Raw genomic sequence first — 16,022 nt, forward strand, 5'->3', positions numbered from 1 at the left:
TTGTGCTCGGAGATGCGGTTTTTCCGATGCGCGCTTACTCTCGAGCCATTGCTTTATCGGATTTCGATCCTTCTGCATTCGTGCAGCGCGATCCCGACCGCCGAACGGCGTTTCTCAAGCTTGAGCCCGCGCGGCGCAGGCAGCCCGCCGATCTGCTTAACGATGCGGTGGATGCGTTCCTTGAGTTGGACTTCCGGCAGCGGGCGGGAATCGAAGCTGGTTTGCTGGAAGCCGAAGCTGGCGCTATCTCCAGCGCGGACGAGGCGGCCGCCGCTTTTCGCCCTCGATGGAGCTCAACTTCACGCGCCGCTCATTACAGCATCTGGAAGCGGTGTACGCCTATATCGATCAGTATGACCCGCGTGCTGGCAACCGCGTCATTGCCCGCTTCGGTGAATCGATCGAAGGCATGACGGTGCATCCGCAACGGGGTCGTCCGGAGCGAATTCTCGGTACCCGGGAACGCGTCGTCCCGCGCACGCCCTGCATCGTTGCCTATCGTGTCGTCGGTGCCTCAATCGGAATTCTGGCCGTGCTGCACGGCGCACGCCTCTGGCCTAGATCCAGCGGTAGACGCGGGCCGCGTTAACGCGCCATTTACCACCGCCCCCTTCAGTGGGGGCCGCGGGCGGTGCTTCGGCCCGAGGCCGCCCCGGGAGAGAATCGTGACGCGCAAAGAGCTTCTGGAACGACTCGAGGTGGTCCAGACCGCCCTCGGGCAGCGGGCCCAGGCCAACTTCAACAGCTCGCTGTTCAACGACGTGGCGCTGCTCAAGCGCATCGAAGCCTTCGAGGCGAAGGTCGGTGAGGCCGAAAAGCCGAAAGTTGCCGACTACACCGGCAACATGTTCACCCGCATCGCCAACCGCCGCGCCGCGGGCGCCAAGTAGCCCGCCCCGGAACGTTATTTCGGTTCCGCTTGGACCGCGCGCAGCAGCTCCCCGGCGACGTCGGCGAGCCGCGGCGGCGCTTCCCGCACGAAGGGGAGCGGCCGGCAGACATTGAGGGCGGCGAGCCCGAAGCGGGCGGTCATCAGCCCGTTGAGCACCCCCTCCCCCAGCTTGGCGGAGATGCGGGCCGCGATCCCAAGACCCAGCACCTGCTGCATCACGCTCTCGCCGACCGCCATCCCGCCGGTGACGGTGAGGTGCGCAAGCGCGGCACGCCCCAGCCGCAGGAAGCCGAGGAAACCCGGTCGCCCGCCGTAGATCGCCGCGATCCGGCGCAGCAGCCGCACGGCAGCGAAGACGACGAAGGCCACGTCCACGATCGCCCGGGGACTCAAAGCCGTCACCGCCGAGACCTGCTTGGCCGAAGCCGCGATGGCGTTGCAGGCCTGCCGGTCGAGGCCCGACAGCAATTCGTGCTCGGCGAGGCCGATCCGGTCGTCCACGTCGAGGATCGCGTCTGCGGCGGCGTCGATCCGGGCGCGGGCCGCCGAGAGGGGGGCGCGGTCGGCGTAGAAGGCCGAGAGCGCCTGCACCACCGCCTGCGCTCCAGTGTGGTCGCGGGTGCTCACGGCATCGAGGGCGGATTGGCGCAGGCGCTCGATCTTCCGCTCGCGCCGCAGGCCGGCGAGTTCCCGCACGACGATGGCGAGCAGCGCCAGCCCGGCGAGGCCCAGCAGCGCGAGCGCCACCCAGCCGAGCCACGGCGCGGCCTGGAACAGGTCGGCGATCATCCGCTCGACCGAGAGCCCGACCCCGAGGGAGACGAGGCCGCCGACCGCCGACAGGAACAGTGCCCCCCAGGGCGAGCGCCGCTTGGGCGCCACCGGCACCGCGACGCCGTCGGCGGCATCGACGATCTCGAAGGGCTCTTCGACGATCCGCGTCTGCGGCCCCGCCGAGAGGGGCGTGGTGGTCACGCTCGCGTTCGACGGCGGCTCCGGCGTTATCCGGAAGGCGCGGGGTTTCTGGCCCGAGGTCATGGCTGAGAGCTCCGCAGACACACAGACATCGTCACGCCAGCTTGTCCCCGATCAGGAACTGCATCGCCCGGTCCAGCCGGATCTGCGGCAGGTGTCCCGGCCGGCCGAGACCGTCGGGGCGGACCAGCGGTGGCCGGAAGCGCGGAAACCGCAGGGAGCCCGGCTCCACCGCCCCCTCCAGCACGGCCTCGGCCCGGGCGGGCAATTCACCCGGGAAAATCGCGGCCTCGCTGTTGCCGTCGAACACCTCGTCGCCCACCACCTCGCCGGCCTCCGGGGTGCCGGCGACCGCCCGCAGGGTCTCGGCGCCATCGTGGACGGTGGTTTCGCGGGTGGCCCGCACGGAGGCCAGCGCCACCGTGCCGACCCGGGCGCCCGCGGCTTCCGTCCGCCGCATGGCCCGCGACACGAGGAGCCGCAGCAGGGCATCGAGCCGGTCGTGGCTCGTCTGGTGGAGATGGTCGGCCTTGGTGGCGGCGAACAGGACCCGGTCGGCCCGCGGCGCGAACAGGCGCGACAGCACCGTGTTGCGGCCGATGTTGAGGCTGAGCAGCACCGCATCCAGCGCCTCTTCCAGCTCCGCCAGGGCGGTTGGCCCGGCATCGACCGCCGAGAGCACGTCCACCAGCACGATCTGCCGATCGACCCGCTGGAAGTGATCGCGGAAGAACGGCGTTACGACCTTGCTCTTGTAGGCCTCGAAACGCCGCTCCATCAGCCCGGCGAGGCTGTCGGGGGCGATCGTCTCGCTCAGGCGGTCGAGCGGCGCGAAGGTCAGCGCGGGGGAGCCCGCGAGATCGCCGGGCATCAGGAAGCGTCCCGGAGGCGTGGTCGCTACCGATTCCGGTCCGGCGCGCAGACCTTCGAGGTAGATCTTGAACGCATCGCTCGCCCGCTCGGCCGCGATCTCGTCGAGGGGGCCGTTCGGGTCGAACCCGTTGAGTGCGTCGAGCCAGGGGGCCGCCACCGCCGCGCGGCCCGGCCGCCGGGTGCCGTTGATCGTCGCCCGCGACCACGCCGTGTAGCTCGTCTCGATCAGCGCAAGGTCGAGGAGCCATTCGCCGGGATAATCGACCACGTCGAGCATCAGGGTCGCCGGTCCGGTGCGCCAGCCGGCGGCGCGCTCGTAGGCGATCTCCAGGCGGAACTGGCTGATCCGGTCGGTCGAGCGCGGCCAGCGCCGCGCCTCGGTCAATGTCCCGAAATGCTCCTCGAAGGGAAAGCGCGGCACGTCGTCGTCGGGCTGCGGCACCAGCTTGGCGCGGCGCAGGCGGCCCTCCTGCGCTGGCGCAAAGGCCGGCAGGGCATGGGTCTCCACGAGATGGTGGATCAGTGCCGTGGTGAACACGGTCTTGCCCGAGCGCGCGAGCCCGGTGACCCCAAGCCGAAGGGTCGGCTGGATCAACAGGTCGTGCGAGGCCTCGGCGAAGGCTTTGACGGCCGAGCCGGCGCGCGCGGCAAGGTCGGTCAGGGGCACGGGCTGGCTCGTCGTGAGGGGAACGGACGGGTGGAGGTCGCGCCGCAGAGGTGGCGCGGCGCGGGCCGAACCGCAAGGCTTGTCGTTACGGCGGGGTGCCCCCAGCGGCCGGTGCGAGCGGGCGCAGCCGGGCGATCGCCCCGGCGACGAGGTCGGGACCGGCCCGGAGGGTGCCGAGTTCCACCGCCGACATCGCCAGCATCACCGGCGCGAGGTTGGCGCGCGGGGTTCCGTCCGGCTCGAACAGGTTGAGATCGTCGCCGGGCTTCAGGCCGACGCTTCCGCTGATCCGGGCGGCGTAGGCCTGGATCCGGGTCTCGTCGCCCGTGCAGAGCGGGGCCGGCAGGCGCAGGTCGAGGACCGGCAGGCCAGCCGCGATGGCAGGCAGGAGCGCGGATTCGGCCACCATCCGGTCAAGGTTCGGGACCCGGCCGTCCGCCTTCCGATCGAGGAGCGCCGATGGATCGGCGACGCTCCGGGTGGCGCGCGCGGACGGGGAGATGTCGAACGCGATGTCGGGTACGGGCCGGAGCGCCGCCACGCGCGGAAGGGTGGGGCGATGGTCAGGGCGATGGGTGGGCCGGCCGGCCATGCGCGCGAGGGGCGACCAGGGCTGCACGCGCAGAACCGTCCGACCCCGGGGCGCCCCGCCGGGGCGGTGCTTCGCGAGGAAGCGAGCGCGCAGGGTCCGTCCCAGGCCTCGGGGCGCCAGCGCCGTCGCGACCGCGGACGCCTTCACCCCCCCGCCCGCTTGCGCCGATGCGACCCGGCACTCGGCCGGCGCCCAGCGGCGCACGATGGCGAGCGCCGTGTGCCGGTCATAATCACGATAGTAGCGCCGCAGCAGGCTTGCCGCCGCGTCGGCCCCGTCACTGAGGGTGGCGAAGGCGGTATGCCCCTCGGCGTCGGCGCCGATCTCGCCCGGCCAGCGCGCCGACTTGATGCACCAGCCGTTGTTCAGCCGCACGCATCGGGCGACGTAGGGCGGATCCGCCGCCAGCGCAGCTGTGAGGGCGAGCGCCCGGGGCATAAGTTGCGCGCCGGTTTCGGTGTGCCAGTTCGAGACGGAGCGGGTGGCGGGATCGAAGCGCGGGGCCGGTTCGATGGGTGTGGCGGTCACCGGGGCCGCCGGCGGCGCGCGCAGGACGGCATCCACGCGCTCCGCTGTGAAAGGCATCAGGGTGGTGAGCAGGACGAGTGCGTTCAACAGCACGCGGATCGGCCCTGGCGATTCGTGTCCGCGGCGCCTCCCTCTCCCCACGCGCGGAGCGAGGAGGCGCCGTGATGAGCCCCGGCGCTGCAGGCGAAATGTGAATCTGCTAGCTCGCAAAGGTCGCAGAGAGGGCGCGCGGCATCCGCAAGGGCGTTCACGCTATCGGTCGCAATGCCGGCTCGCCCTGGGATCCCCCGCCCTGCCCTCACGGGTTCAGCACCTTGAGCGCGGCCGCGTGCAGCCGCGGATCGCCCGCCGCCACGATCCGCCCGCCTCCGGCTGCCGGGCCGCCGTCCCAGGCGGTGACCCGCCCGCCCGCGCCCTCGATGATCGGGATCAGGGCCACGATGTCGTAGGGCTTCAGCCCCGCCTCCACCACCAGATCGATCTGGCCGGCCGCCAGCATGCAATAGGCGTAGCAATCGGCGCCATAGCGCGACATCCGCACCTGTCTCTCCAGCGCCCGGAAGCGCTCCGCCTCCTCCCCGGCCGCGAACAGCCGCGGGTCCGTCGAGGCCAGGACCGCTTGGGCGAGGTCCCCGCATCGGCGGGTGAGCAGGGGGCGCTCGCCCGCGGGCCCGCGCAGGCGGGCGCTCTTCCCGTCGCCGGTGAAGCGCTCGCCGAGATAGGGCTGATGCATCATCCCGCGGACCGGGACGCCGTTGCGGGTCAGCCCGATCAGCGTGCCCCAGGTCGGCAGCCCCGCGATGAAGGCCCGGGTGCCGTCGATCGGGTCGAGCACCCAGACGCACTCGGCATCGGTCCGCTCGGAGCCGAACTCCTCGCCCAGGATGCCGTGGCTCGGGAAGGTCTGGCCGATCAGCTTGCGCAGCACGATTTCGGCGGCCCGGTCAGCCTCGGTAACCGGATCGAACGGCGCTCCGCCGCGGGCCTTGTCGTCGAGTCCGAACTGGGCGCGGAAGAACGGCAGGATCGCCTTCCCGGACGCATCCGCCAGATCGTCCAGAAACTGCCCGAGTTCGACGATGCTCATCGGATCACTCCCTGTCCATCTGCGGCTGGCCGGCGCGAATGGCCGGCACCCGACGAAACCGGGGCGTCCCCCCGGCCGTCAACCCCCGAGGTTGGCACGGCGGAGTCATGCGCTGGCTGCCGCGGGAGCAGGCAGGGCGTCGTGACTGCTCTCCGGGTCCTGCACCGCTCCGGCGTCTCTCGTGTCCGGCTCCTGCGCGGCAGCCAGGACCGCCTCGACGACCGCCCGCAGCGAGCCGGCCTGCGCGTCGGCCCCCGCCGACCGCTCCGCGGCGGCCATGGCCCTGTCATCGTTCCGAACGAGCCAGAGCCCGAGCAGTACCGGCACACCCGGCATCCGCTCATTCAAGCGCCGGATCAGTCGGCGCAGATGCGTCGGTTCGCCGTCGAGCGCGAGGGAGATGACGCAGATCATCTGCGCCGGGCCAGGCTCGAACCGCCCGATCCGCGCTGCCGACGCCTCGGCGAAGGGTACGGTGCGCGCCCCGATCCCGCGCTTCTCCAGGATCTGGGTGAGGATCGCGGCGGCGGCCTCGTCGAGGAAGCCGCGTCCGGAGATGCAGAGCACAGCGCCCTGCCGCCTCCAGGCCGCCGCGAGCCCGTCCGGCGCCGGCCCCATCGGCAGCGGGCTGCATGCGCCCTCCCCGGAGCCGCCACCGCCCTGCCCCGCCGCCTCCGAGACTATGTCGCTCCGGTCGGCCAGATCCGCGATCAGCTCGCCCAAAGCGGTGCGCATCGCGGCCTTCTGCCGGGCGGTCAGCACGCCCCGTGCCGCGTCCCGGGCGGCGAGTTCGAGCGCCTTGAGGACCACCTCGTCGTAGTAGGACGAGAGTGCGCATTGCTGCAGGATCAGCTCGGCATGGCCCAGCACCTCCTCGGCATCCCCGGCGAGGATCCGCTGATAGAAGTTCTGCACCGGCGTCAGCGCGGGCCGGTCGCCGAACAGCACGTCGAGGAATTCGAGGTGCTCCACGTGGCGGCCGAGCACCACGAGGCAGACGGTGAGCGGCGTCGACAGCAGCAGGCCGACCGGTCCCCACAGCCAGGTCCAGAACAGGGCCGAAACCAGCACCGCGAAGGGCGAGAGCCCGGTGGATTGGCCGTAGACGATCGGCTCGAACACCTGCCCGGTGAGCGGCTCAAGGATGACGAACAGGATCGCCACCGCGATCATCATGTTCCAGCCGGGATCGACCGCGGCGGCGAGCGCCATCGGCAGGATCGCCGAAAGGACCGCACCGAGATACGGCACGAAGCGCATCAGGGCCGAGAAGATCGCCCAGAGTACCGGGTTCGGCACGCCGATCACGTAGAGCCCGATGCCGACCACGACGCCGAAGGCGGCGTTGAGCGCAAGTTGGACCACGAAGTAGCGGCTCAGGCGCTTGGCCGCGTCGTCCATCGCCACGGTGGTGCGGTGCAGGTCGCTCGATCCCGCGAGCCGGATCATGCGGTCCCGCAGGTCCTCGCGCTGCATCAGCACGAACAGCAGGACCACGAACACGATACCGACGGTGGCCAGCGGATGCAGGACCGGCGTCAGCACCGTGGACAGCATTTCCAGCGAGCCCGGCGGTGTCGAGGCCACCTCCACCACCATGGGTTTGGGCTGCGACGCCGTCTGGTCCGGTGCCGGTTGCGGCGGCGCGGCGGCTGGCCCCTCCGCGGCGCCCACTTCCTTGCCCGCCTCCTTGCCACCGGTGTGCAGGGCGCGCCCGATACTGGCCACGTATTCGGTGGCGTGCCCCACGGGCGAGTCGCGCAGGCCGTTGATCTTTTGCTCGATCGTGGACCGATAGCGCGGGACGTCCCCCGCGAGGTCGGCCGCCTGGATGCCGATCAGGGTGGCCATCGCCGCCACGATGCCGAGGGTCAGGAAGACGCTGACGCCCACCGCCACCAGCCGTGGCAGCCGAAGCCGCCGCAGGCGGTTGACCAGCGGCGTGAGCACGAAGGACAGGAGCAGCGCGATCGCGATCGGGATGAAGATCTCGCGGCCGAAATACAGTGCCGCGATGATGGTGGCGCCGACCACCACGGGCGAGGCCATGGCGGCCCGTGGGGTCTCGGCGGCGGTGACGCGCGTGGGGCGCGGCGGGATCAGGGGCGCGCCCTGTCGCGCCGCCGGTTCACCCCCGACCGGGGTTCTCGTTGCCATGCCGCGATCCGCGCCCCGAACGCTACAGGCGGGCTCCCGTCGGGGTCGAACGAGGCCGCGCGCTCGGGGAACGGCATGGGACCGGAAAACGATCCCGCACAGCGTGTGGGGATCACGCCCCCTGCACGCCGGCCCGCATCACCTCACCCGCATCCTTCAGCTCCGGCAGCGACCAGCACAGCTGCATCACCCGCTTGGTTTGCGCGTCCGGCAGCACGCCCGACGCGAGGTCCGTAAACTTCGCCTCAAGCTGCGCGTCCGACATCGGCTTCTCCACGCTGCCGATCGCGTGTTCGATGAATCGGTGGAAGGTCCGGCCGTCGTTCAGGGTCACGGTCATGTCGACCTGCGCGGCGTCGATGCCGGGGGTGACCACCGGCAGGACCTTCTGGCGGAGCGCCACCACCCGCGGATCGTTCACAGCCCGATCGCTGAACTGCTTCTCACCGCCCGCGCCCTCCACGAAGGCGACCGCGGCGGCGTGGTAGATGCTGAACTTGCCTTCCAGGCCGGTCTTCGGCGCGGTTTTACCGGTCAGCTCCAGCACCAGCGGGTGGACCTTGAGATCGACGCGCTTGATATCCTCCGGCTTGACGTGATCCTCATCGCGGATCTGGATGGCAGCGTCGATCGTCGGATGCATGACGATGCCGCAGGCGAAGGGCTTGTAGGTGTTGAGCAGGGACTCGTAGCGGGTGCCGAGGCCGTCGGTGATCTCGGACCAGTCCTGCTTGGTGGAGATCGTGTTGGCCCAGCCGCGCTTGGCCTCGATCATGCCGTCCGACGAGGTGTAGCCCTTCGCGGCCAGGATCGCCGCGAACAGGCCGTTCGCGGCCGCGCGGCCGGGATTGAAGCTCTTGTTCATGGAGCCGAACGACTCGCGCAGGCCCACCGGCTGCGAGGCGGCGAGCCCCAGCGCGTAGACCATCTGCTGTTCGGTCAGCCCCATCAGCTTGCCGACGGCGGCGGACGCGCCGAACGGCCCGCAGGTGCCGGTGATGTGCCAGCCGGCATCGTAATGGTTCGGGTAGACGGAATTGCCGATCCGGCACTCGGCCTCGATCCCCACCACCAGCGCGTCGAGGAAATCCTTGCCGGAGACCGGCTTCATCGACGCGTAGGCCAGGATCGCCGAGGCGACCGGTCCGGCCGGGTGGATGATCGTCTTCAGATGGGTATCGTCGAAGTCGAAGATGTGGCTCGCCACGCCGTTGAGGAAGGCGGCGTTCATGATGTCGAACCGCTCGGTCCGGCCGAACAGCCCGGCCTGGGGCGGCCCCGAGAAGGGCTGCAGCGCCGAGACCGCAACGTCCACGGTCTCGTGGTGCGAGCCGCCGATCGCCACGCCGACCCAGTTCAGGAAGCTGCGCACGCCCTCGCGGCGGACGTTCTCCGGCAGGCTGTCGTAGGAGGATCCCAGGATCCACTGCGCGAGGATTTTGGTGACGGGCGGCGGCGCAGGCTTGGCGGCCGGTTTAGACGCCTCGGCGGCTTGGGCGCCGTGCAGGGCTGGCGTCGTGAGGGCGAGCCCCGCGGCCCCGATCAGCGAGCGGCGATTCATCGACATGGCGTTCTCCCAGACAGGGCCGCCCCTGGCGGCTCCGGTTGGACGACATGATAATGAATTCAGTCGGGGGCCGTCAGCCTTCGTGTTTCACCCTGCCGGGTCTGACACCCGGTCACACCACAACCGGCAGCGCCTCCTGCTCGCCCACGGCGAAGACCCGCCGATAGCGGGCGACCTCCGCGGCCGGCCCCTGCGCCTTGGTGGGATTGTCGGACAGCTTCACGGTCGGCCAGCCATTGGCTTCCGTGACCTTGCAGACGATCGAGACCGGATCGAGCTTCCCGTCCGGCAGGAGCCCGCGGAAATCGTTGGTGAGCAGCGTACCCCAGCCGTAGCCGATGCGCATCCGCCCGTGGAACTGGGCGTGGATCCGCTCGATCTCGTCGATGTCGAGCCCATCGGAGAAGATCGCGAGCTTGTCCCGCGGGTCGCGTCCGCGTTCCTGCCAGAACCGGATCGCCTCCTCGCCGCCCTCGATCGGGTCCTTGGAATCGATGCGGATGCCGGTCCAGTCGCTGACCCAGTCGGGGGCCTTCGCCAGGAAGCCGGTGGTGCCGTAGGTGTCGGGCAGAATCACCAGCAGGTTCCCCTGGTAATCCTCCTGCCAATCCGCCAGCACGCCGTAGGGCGCGGCGGCGAGCGCCGCGTCGTCCTCGGCCAGAGCCGCGTAGACCATCGGCAGTTCATGGGCGTTCGTGCCCACGGGCTCGACCTCCTGCCGGGCGGCGATGAGGCAGTTCGAGGTGCCGAGGAACGCGCCGCCCAGGCCCTCGGCCATCGCCTGCACGCACCAATCCTGCCACAGGAAGCCGTGGCGCCGCCGGGTGCCGAAATCCGCCACCGACAGGTCCGGCAGCTTCTGCAGCCGCTCGATCTTCTCCCAGACCCGGGTCATCGCCCGGGCGTAGAGCACCTGAAGCTCGAGCTTGCCCATGCCCCGCAGCACCGCCCGCGCCCGCAGTTCGTTGAGGATCGCGAGTGCGGGAACCTCCCACATCGTGGTCTCGACCCAGGGGCCGTGGAAGGTCAGCTCGTACTGCCCGTCATGGACGGCGAGTTCGTAGTCCGGGAGCCGGAAGTTCTCCAGCCAATCGACGAATTCGGGCCCGAGGATCCGCCCCTGGCCGCGGAAGACGTTGCCGCGCAGCCACGTGACCTCGCCCTTGCTGAGGCGCAGCGTGCGGGCGTGGTCGAGCTGCTCGCGCAGCTGCCCGGCATCGACCTCGTCGGCGATGCGGATCCGGTGCGTCCGGTTGGTGATGCCGAAGGTGGCACGGATGTCCGGGTGCCGGCGCAGGATCGATTGCGCCATCAGCAGCTTGTAGAAATCCGTGTCGAGCAGCGACCGCACGACCGGGTCGATGCGGAAGCTGTGATCGTAAACCCGCTTCGCCAGATCGAGCATTCTTCCGGGACTCTGCTGCGCTTCGCCGACGCAGAGCGCATGCCGGGCCCGGCCCCGTCAAGAAGACGGGCGGCCCCCGATGAAGGCCGCCCGCGGACGTACAGCGTTCTGAAAGGGGAGACTCAGGCCAGATCGACCTTCTTGGTCTCGGTCTTCGGACTCTCGCCGGTGAGCGAAGCCTTCACGTACCCGTAGAGGTGCAGCATCGTGCTGTTCGGGCTGTCCCAGTACTCGCCCTTCTCAGGGTGGACCCGGATCAGCGCGACCTCCGGATCGTCCTTGCCGTTGGGGAACCAGGTCTTCAGGCTCTCATTCCACTTCGCGTCGATGATCGACTGGTCGCGGACGATCTCGGCCTTGCCGGCCACCGAGACGTAGTTCTGGCTCGACGGGTCGGAATAGGCGAGGTTGATCTGGTTGTCCTTGCTGATCTCAGCGGTCTTGGGCGAGTGCAGCTTGGTGAAGAACCACAGGTCGCCGTTCTCGTCGACGTCGTTGTTCCACATCGGGCGACTGTTGAGCGTACCGTCCGAATCGACGGTCGTCATCATGGCGATTTTTACATCCTTGATGAGCTCGAACAGCTTCTTCGCGCCCTCGTGGTCGCGGTGATTGCCCTGATGCATGAACTCGTTCTCCTGATCGTCGGTTCAGGCGGTGATTCCAGAGGCGCGCGGAGGTGCGCCGGAGGGGTCCCCGCCGGAAGGGTGCCCCGACAACGGATCAATCTTCCGTTGGTTCAGCTTGCATGAGCGTAGACGGAGGTTCGGATGACGCAGCCATGGGTGAGGCGGCCGGTCGCCGTGCTGCTGGCCGTAGGCGCTCTCGCCCTTCCGGTCCCTCCGGCGGCTGCCGAGGTCCGGTTCGGCCCGGGCGTGTCTATCGGCGGGCACGATTTCTCCAACCGGCGCGCCGGAAGCGTCCATATCGAGCGCGTGAGGCGGCTGCGTGGCCCCCTCGGCTGCCGATACGTCCACAACGGCGTCTACTGGCGTGGCGACGGGACCGTGGTGCGCGGGCCGATGCAGGAATGCAATCTGATCGCGCGGCCACGATAGAAGACGACACGGCGGGTCTCCATGCTGCGGCTGCTTGAGGCTGCTCAAGGGGTCGGGACCGGCACAGGGACGCAGGCTTCCCGCGCGGCTGGCAATTGCAGATCCGGGGTCTGGTGTTCTGGGCGCGCTTGGTTACATGCTCTGGCATACCTGACTTGCCCCGGTGGAGAACGATTTTGGCGATCACCCGCGACGACGTGCTGAAGGCGCTCGCCGACGTCACCGTCGATGCTGCCGGCACCACCCTGCCCGGCTCGGGGCGGCTCTCACAGGTCGTGGTCGATCCGAACAGCCGCGTGATGTTTTCGATCCTGGTCGATCCCAGCGAGGCCGACCGGTTCGAGCCGGTGCGGCAGAAAGCAGAGGGTCGGGTCCTGCAAATGCCGGGCGTCTCGGGCGTGTTCGCGAGCCTCACGTCGGAGCGGAGCCAGAGCCATCCGGCCCAGAGCAGCGCCGCTCCGCGCCCCGTGACGCCGCCGCCGGTGGCGCCGCCACGACCCGGCGCGCCGCCGAACCAGGGCCCGCAGATCGCGGGCGTGCGCCACATCGTGGCGGTCGCCTCCGGCAAGGGCGGCGTCGGCAAGTCCACCACGGCCTGCAACCTCGCCCTGGCGCTCCAGGCCCAGGGGCTGAAGGTCGGGCTGCTCGATGCCGACATCTACGGCCCGTCGGTGCCAAAACTGTTCGGCCTTTCGGGCAAGCCCAATGTCGTCGACAACAAGGCCATGGAGCCGATGGTCGGCTACGGCCTCAAGGTCATGTCGATCGGCTTCCTGATCGAGCCTGAGACCGCCATGATCTGGCGTGGCCCGATGGTGCAGTCCGCCATCACCCAAATGCTGCGCGATGTCCTCTGGGGCGAACTCGACGTGCTGCTGGTCGACATGCCGCCCGGCACCGGCGACGCGCAGCTCACCATGGCGCAGGCGACGCCGCTTTCGGGCGCCGTGATCGTCTCGACGCCGCAGGATCTCGCGCTGATCGACGCGCGTCGCGGCGTGACCATGTTCAAGAAGGTCGCGGTGCCGATCCTCGGCGTGATCGAGAACATGGCGACCTTCGTCTGCCCGAATTGCGGCCACGCCTCGCACATCTTCGGCCATGGCGGTGCGCGGATCGAGGCGCAGCGCCTCGGCGTACCGTTCCTCGGCGAGGTGCCGCTCGACATGACCATCCGCGAGACCTCGGATTCCGGTCAACCCGTGGTGGCGACGGATCCCGAGGGGCCGCACGCCAAGATCTATCGGGACATCGCCGCCCAGCTCTGGGCGAACCTGTCCAGCGCGCCGGCCGGGCGGACGGCGCCCAAGATCGTGTTCGAGTAAGCCCGTGGCGCCGCCCGTTCTCGGCCTGATCCTGGCCGGCGGGCAGGCGCGCCGGATGGGCGGCGGCGACAAGCCGCTGCTCCGCCTCGGCGGCCGGACGTTGCTGGAGCGGGTGGTCGAACGGCTCGGGCCGCAATGCGAGGCCGGGCTGGCGCTCAGCGCCAACGGCGACCCGGCGCGGTTTCCCGGGTTTCCGGGGCCGATCCTGCCGGATCCGCTGCCGGGTCAGCCGGGACCGCTGGCTGGCATCCTCGCGGGGCTGGAGCACGCTGCCGCGCAGGGCATCGAGCAGGTCGTCAGCGTCTCGGGCGATGCGCCGTTCCTGCCGGAAGATCTGGTGGCGCGTCTGCGCGCGGCGGCCTCCGAGACCGTCATCGCGCTCGCAGCCTCCGGCGAGCGCCAGCACTACACGATCGCGCTCTGGCCGACGGCCCTGCGCAATGCACTTGGGAATTATCTTGTACGCGGAGAGCGGCGGGTCGGCGCCTTCATCGCGCTTCACGGGGCGGCAGTGGCATCCTGGCCGGTCGCGCCGGTGGATCCGTTTCTCAACGTCAACACGCCGGCGGATCTGGCGGCGGCCGAAGCGCTCGACTGAGGCTGAAACGGTTCCGCCGTCATCACGAACGAAGCGCAATGACCCAGGCCACCGCGACATCGGAAATCGTCGCGCTGGCCGGGTGTTTTGCTCCGCTCGCAAAGACGGCGAGCCGCGGTGCCCTCAACCGAGAGCAGTCGCGGCACGCGAAGTTTCAGTCCGGCCTCAGGCCGCTTCGCTGACGGTCGCTTTCACGATCTTGTCCGGGGAGCGCGGCGGCTCGCCCTTGTTGATCGTGTCGACCACGTCCATGCCTTCCACGACCTTGCCCCATACGGTGTACTGCTTGTCGAGGAAGCGGGCGTCGTCGAAGCAGATGAAGAACTGCGAGTTCGCCGAGTGCGGGAAGTTGGTCCGCGCCATGGAGCAGGTGCCGCGCGTGTGCGGCTCGGCGTTGAACTCGGCCTTCAGGTCCGGCAGGTCCGAACCGCCCGAGCCGGTGCCGGTCGGGTCGCCGGTCTGGGCCATGAACCCGTCGATCACCCGGTGGAACGGCACGCCGTCGTAGAAGCCCTGCCCCGCCAGCGTCTTGATGCGCTCGACGTGGCCCGGGGCGAGGTCAGGGCGCAGCGCGATCACGACGCGACCCTTGGTGGTCTCAAGCACGATGGTTTCGTTGTCGGCCATGTTTCATCCTTCCGGTTGGGGGAATTGTATCGGCGCCTGCCGGATCCGGCCAGCGCCCGTGATGGTATCGCCGCCGTTCAGGCCGGCGGGCGGTAGACGAAGCGGAGCGCCACCGGGCGGCCTGCAATGGCGCTGCCGAGGCCGGCCGTGATGTGGACGGGGATGCAGCGCGCCAGGGCGTCGAGGGTTCCGCGCACCAGGGTGTTCCGCTGCGAACCCGAGACTCCAGCCGCGTAAGTCACGCGCGGCGGCCCAAGCAGGCTGCCGTCGCGGCGCAGCGACAGCCGCAGGGTGATTTCGATGTCGTCCGCTCCCGCGCTCGGCGCCCCGAGTTCCGCCGGCACCTGCCAGCAGGCGGCGAGCGCCGGGTACAGCTCCGCCAAAGTATTGGCGGGCTTCGTCGCCATCCGCGAGACCGGCACCGCGATCGTGGCCCGCAGCGTCTGCGGCAGGCTCAAGGGATAGCGGCCGCCGGGCTCGAAGGCATAGCCGTAGAACGGGCTGCCCTCATAGGTCGCGGCGGCTGCCGGACCCAAGCTCAGCACGAGGATTGCGGCGGCGCGCCAGCCCGGCATGCGGCCGCTACTTGGCCTTCTCGGCGAGCGTCATGCTCACGATCTTGTCGGGATCCTGCACGGTGCCGCCGGGCGAACCGGGGGATGCACGCTTGATCTTGTCGAGCACGTCGAGTCCATCGGTGACATTGCCGACGATCGTGTACTGGCCGTTCAGGTTCGGCGCGTCGGCGAGGCAGATGAAGAACTGGGAGTTGGCCGAGTTCGGATCCTGCGAGCGGGCCATGCCCACCGTGCCCCGGCGGAACTGTGCCGACTGCGAGAACTCCGCCGGGATGTTGGGCAGGCTGGAGCCGCCGGTGCCGTTGCCCTTCGGATCGCCGGTCTGTGCCATGAAGCCGTCGATGACCCGGTGGAACTTCAGGCCGTTGTAGAAGCCCTGCCCCACGAGTGTCTTGATCTGCTTGACGTGCTTGGGCGCCAGATCCGGACGCAGCTCGATGGTGATGCGGCCATCCTTGGTTTGGAGATAGACCGTGTTGGCATCCGCGGCCCAGGCCGCGTTGGCGGTACCAAGCGTGAGGGCGAGCGCGAGGAGTGCGTGGCGTCGGTTCATCGGAGTCCTTCCGGGGTCAGGAATTGCGAGTCTCAGGAATGGGCGGCGAAGCGCTGCCGGAGGCGCTCCGCCACGGGCGCGGGCACGAAGGGCGCGACATCCCCGCCCATGCCCGCGATCTGGCGCACCAGCGTCGCGGTGATCGGGCGCGCCTGGATCGAGGCGGGCAGGAACACGGTCTGCACCTCCGGCGCCATGGCGCCGTTCATGCCGGCGAGCTGCATCTCGTAATCGAGATCGGTGCCGTCCCGCAGGCCGCGGATGAAGATCGCGGCGGCGCAGCGCCGGGCGGCCGAGACCGCGAGGTCGTTGAAGGTGACGATCTCCAGCGTCGCGCCCTCAGCCTGGGCCACCGGCCCGCAGGTCTCGGTGAGGAGCGCCGCTCGCTCCTCGGCAGAGAAGAGCGGCGCCTTCCCGGGATGCACGCCGATGGCGATCACGAGGCGGTCCACCAGCCGGCAGGCTTGGCGGACCACGTCGAGATGGCCGTTCGTTACCGGATCGAACGAGCCGGCGTAGAGGGCAGTGCGGGTCATTGCG

General features: G+C 69.8%; 18 protein-coding genes. 6 read left to right on the forward strand and 12 right to left on the reverse strand.

Annotation, left to right across the window (positions count from 1 at the left end; translation table 11 throughout):
* Nucleotides 1-26: 26 nt before the first annotated feature.
* The 3 genes from MKK63_RS02765 (at nt 27) to MKK63_RS02775 (ending at nt 890) form a co-directional block, all read left to right on the forward strand.
* The gene (locus MKK63_RS02765) at nt 27-413 is read left to right on the forward strand and encodes a hypothetical protein (protein WP_243998647.1); all 387 of its coding nucleotides are present in this window, start codon (nt 27-29) and stop codon (nt 411-413) included.
* The gene (locus tag MKK63_RS02770; RefSeq protein WP_243998637.1) at nt 332-589 is read left to right on the forward strand and encodes a type II toxin-antitoxin system RelE/ParE family toxin; all 258 of its coding nucleotides are present in this window, start codon (nt 332-334) and stop codon (nt 587-589) included. Before MKK63_RS02765 ends, MKK63_RS02770 begins: the two co-directional genes overlap by 82 nt.
* Nucleotides 590-665: 76 nt before the next feature.
* Complete coding sequence (locus tag MKK63_RS02775) at nt 666-890, forward strand: hypothetical protein (RefSeq protein ID WP_243918539.1); 225 nt, start codon at nt 666-668, stop codon at nt 888-890.
* A 14-nt stretch (nt 891-904) separates the two neighbouring features.
* Here the strand turns inward: MKK63_RS02775 and MKK63_RS02780 are convergent, their stop codons facing one another.
* From MKK63_RS02780 to MKK63_RS02815, 8 genes are all read right to left on the reverse strand, one after another.
* A complete protein-coding gene (locus MKK63_RS02780; protein WP_243998510.1) occupies nt 905-1,930 on the reverse strand; it encodes a YcjF family protein in 1,026 nt (341 codons plus the stop codon).
* A 31-nt stretch (nt 1,931-1,961) separates the two neighbouring features.
* Nucleotides 1,962-3,407 carry a YcjX family protein gene (locus tag MKK63_RS02785; RefSeq protein WP_243998512.1) on the reverse strand — a complete coding sequence of 482 codons (1,446 nt, stop codon included), beginning with the start codon at nt 3,405-3,407 and terminating at the stop codon, nt 1,962-1,964.
* Nucleotides 3,408-3,492: 85 nt separating this feature from the next.
* The gene (locus MKK63_RS02790; RefSeq protein ID WP_243998514.1) at nt 3,493-4,620 is read right to left on the reverse strand and encodes a hypothetical protein; all 1,128 of its coding nucleotides are present in this window, start codon (nt 4,618-4,620) and stop codon (nt 3,493-3,495) included.
* Between the two features lie 205 nt (nt 4,621-4,825).
* On the reverse strand, nt 4,826-5,614 hold the full coding sequence (gene hisN / locus MKK63_RS02795) for a histidinol-phosphatase (protein WP_243998516.1): 789 nt from the start codon (nt 5,612-5,614) through the stop codon (nt 4,826-4,828).
* 105 nt (nt 5,615-5,719) lie between these two features.
* On the reverse strand, nt 5,720-7,771 hold the full coding sequence (locus MKK63_RS02800) for an AI-2E family transporter (RefSeq protein ID WP_243998518.1): 2,052 nt from the start codon (nt 7,769-7,771) through the stop codon (nt 5,720-5,722).
* Nucleotides 7,772-7,883: 112 nt separating this feature from the next.
* Nucleotides 7,884-9,338, reverse strand: coding sequence for an MmgE/PrpD family protein (locus MKK63_RS02805; protein ID WP_243998520.1), 1,455 nt, complete (start codon nt 9,336-9,338; stop codon nt 7,884-7,886).
* 112 nt (nt 9,339-9,450) lie between these two features.
* Nucleotides 9,451-10,743: a nicotinate phosphoribosyltransferase gene (gene pncB / locus MKK63_RS02810; RefSeq protein WP_243998522.1), complete on the reverse strand. Its 1,293-nt coding sequence runs from the start codon at nt 10,741-10,743 to the stop codon at nt 9,451-9,453.
* A gap of 122 nt (nt 10,744-10,865) precedes the next feature.
* Complete coding sequence (locus tag MKK63_RS02815; protein ID WP_243918555.1) at nt 10,866-11,369, reverse strand: pyridoxamine 5'-phosphate oxidase family protein; 504 nt, start codon at nt 11,367-11,369, stop codon at nt 10,866-10,868.
* Nucleotides 11,370-11,513: 144 nt separating this feature from the next.
* On the opposite strand from MKK63_RS02815, the gene MKK63_RS02820 reads away from it, so the two are divergent.
* From MKK63_RS02820 to mobA, 3 genes are all read left to right on the forward strand, one after another.
* Complete coding sequence (locus tag MKK63_RS02820) at nt 11,514-11,801, forward strand: hypothetical protein (protein ID WP_243998525.1); 288 nt, start codon at nt 11,514-11,516, stop codon at nt 11,799-11,801.
* Between the two features lie 176 nt (nt 11,802-11,977).
* On the forward strand, nt 11,978-13,126 hold the full coding sequence (apbC, locus tag MKK63_RS02825) for an iron-sulfur cluster carrier protein ApbC (RefSeq protein WP_243998526.1): 1,149 nt from the start codon (nt 11,978-11,980) through the stop codon (nt 13,124-13,126).
* Between the two features lie 4 nt (nt 13,127-13,130).
* Nucleotides 13,131-13,724, forward strand: coding sequence for a molybdenum cofactor guanylyltransferase MobA (gene mobA / locus MKK63_RS02830; RefSeq protein WP_313901740.1), 594 nt, complete (start codon nt 13,131-13,133; stop codon nt 13,722-13,724).
* A 165-nt stretch (nt 13,725-13,889) separates the two neighbouring features.
* Here the strand turns inward: mobA and MKK63_RS02835 are convergent, their stop codons facing one another.
* The 4 genes from MKK63_RS02835 to coaD form a co-directional block, all read right to left on the reverse strand.
* Nucleotides 13,890-14,351 carry a peptidylprolyl isomerase gene (locus MKK63_RS02835; RefSeq protein ID WP_243998528.1) on the reverse strand — a complete coding sequence of 154 codons (462 nt, stop codon included), beginning with the start codon at nt 14,349-14,351 and terminating at the stop codon, nt 13,890-13,892.
* Between the two features lie 77 nt (nt 14,352-14,428).
* Nucleotides 14,429-14,926: a hypothetical protein gene (locus MKK63_RS02840; RefSeq protein ID WP_243998530.1), complete on the reverse strand. Its 498-nt coding sequence runs from the start codon at nt 14,924-14,926 to the stop codon at nt 14,429-14,431.
* A gap of 7 nt (nt 14,927-14,933) precedes the next feature.
* Complete coding sequence (locus MKK63_RS02845; protein WP_243918564.1) at nt 14,934-15,482, reverse strand: peptidylprolyl isomerase; 549 nt, start codon at nt 15,480-15,482, stop codon at nt 14,934-14,936.
* A 32-nt stretch (nt 15,483-15,514) separates the two neighbouring features.
* Nucleotides 15,515-16,018, reverse strand: coding sequence for a pantetheine-phosphate adenylyltransferase (gene coaD, locus MKK63_RS02850; protein ID WP_243998533.1), 504 nt, complete (start codon nt 16,016-16,018; stop codon nt 15,515-15,517).
* Nucleotides 16,019-16,022: the final 4 nt, after the last annotated feature.

This window comes from Methylobacterium sp. J-088, assembly GCF_022829295.1.
Classification (GTDB): Bacteria; Pseudomonadota; Alphaproteobacteria; order Rhizobiales; family Beijerinckiaceae; genus Methylobacterium.

Excerpts from the sequence above, each read along its gene's own strand:
- MKK63_RS02815 (WP_243918555.1), bottom strand. The coding sequence starts at position 11,369 with ATGCATCAGGGCAATCACCGCGACCACGAGGGCGCGAAGAAGCTGTTC.
- pncB (WP_243998522.1), bottom strand. The coding sequence starts at position 10,743 with ATGCTCGATCTGGCGAAGCGGGTTTACGATCACAGCTTCCGCATCGAC.
- hisN (WP_243998516.1), bottom strand. The coding sequence starts at position 5,614 with ATGAGCATCGTCGAACTCGGGCAGTTTCTGGACGATCTGGCGGATGCG.
- MKK63_RS02800 (WP_243998518.1), bottom strand. The coding sequence starts at position 7,771 with ATGGCAACGAGAACCCCGGTCGGGGGTGAACCGGCGGCGCGACAGGGC.
- MKK63_RS02780 (WP_243998510.1), bottom strand. The coding sequence starts at position 1,930 with ATGACCTCGGGCCAGAAACCCCGCGCCTTCCGGATAACGCCGGAGCCG.
- MKK63_RS02835 (WP_243998528.1), bottom strand. The coding sequence starts at position 14,351 with ATGGCCGACAACGAAACCATCGTGCTTGAGACCACCAAGGGTCGCGTC.
- coaD (WP_243998533.1), bottom strand. The coding sequence starts at position 16,018 with ATGACCCGCACTGCCCTCTACGCCGGCTCGTTCGATCCGGTAACGAAC.
- MKK63_RS02820 (WP_243998525.1), top strand. The coding sequence starts at position 11,514 with ATGACGCAGCCATGGGTGAGGCGGCCGGTCGCCGTGCTGCTGGCCGTA.
- MKK63_RS02805 (WP_243998520.1), bottom strand. The coding sequence starts at position 9,338 with ATGTCGATGAATCGCCGCTCGCTGATCGGGGCCGCGGGGCTCGCCCTC.
- MKK63_RS02845 (WP_243918564.1), bottom strand. The coding sequence starts at position 15,482 with ATGAACCGACGCCACGCACTCCTCGCGCTCGCCCTCACGCTTGGTACC.
- MKK63_RS02840 (WP_243998530.1), bottom strand. The coding sequence starts at position 14,926 with ATGCCGGGCTGGCGCGCCGCCGCAATCCTCGTGCTGAGCTTGGGTCCG.
- MKK63_RS02765 (WP_243998647.1), top strand. The coding sequence starts at position 27 with ATGCGCGCTTACTCTCGAGCCATTGCTTTATCGGATTTCGATCCTTCT.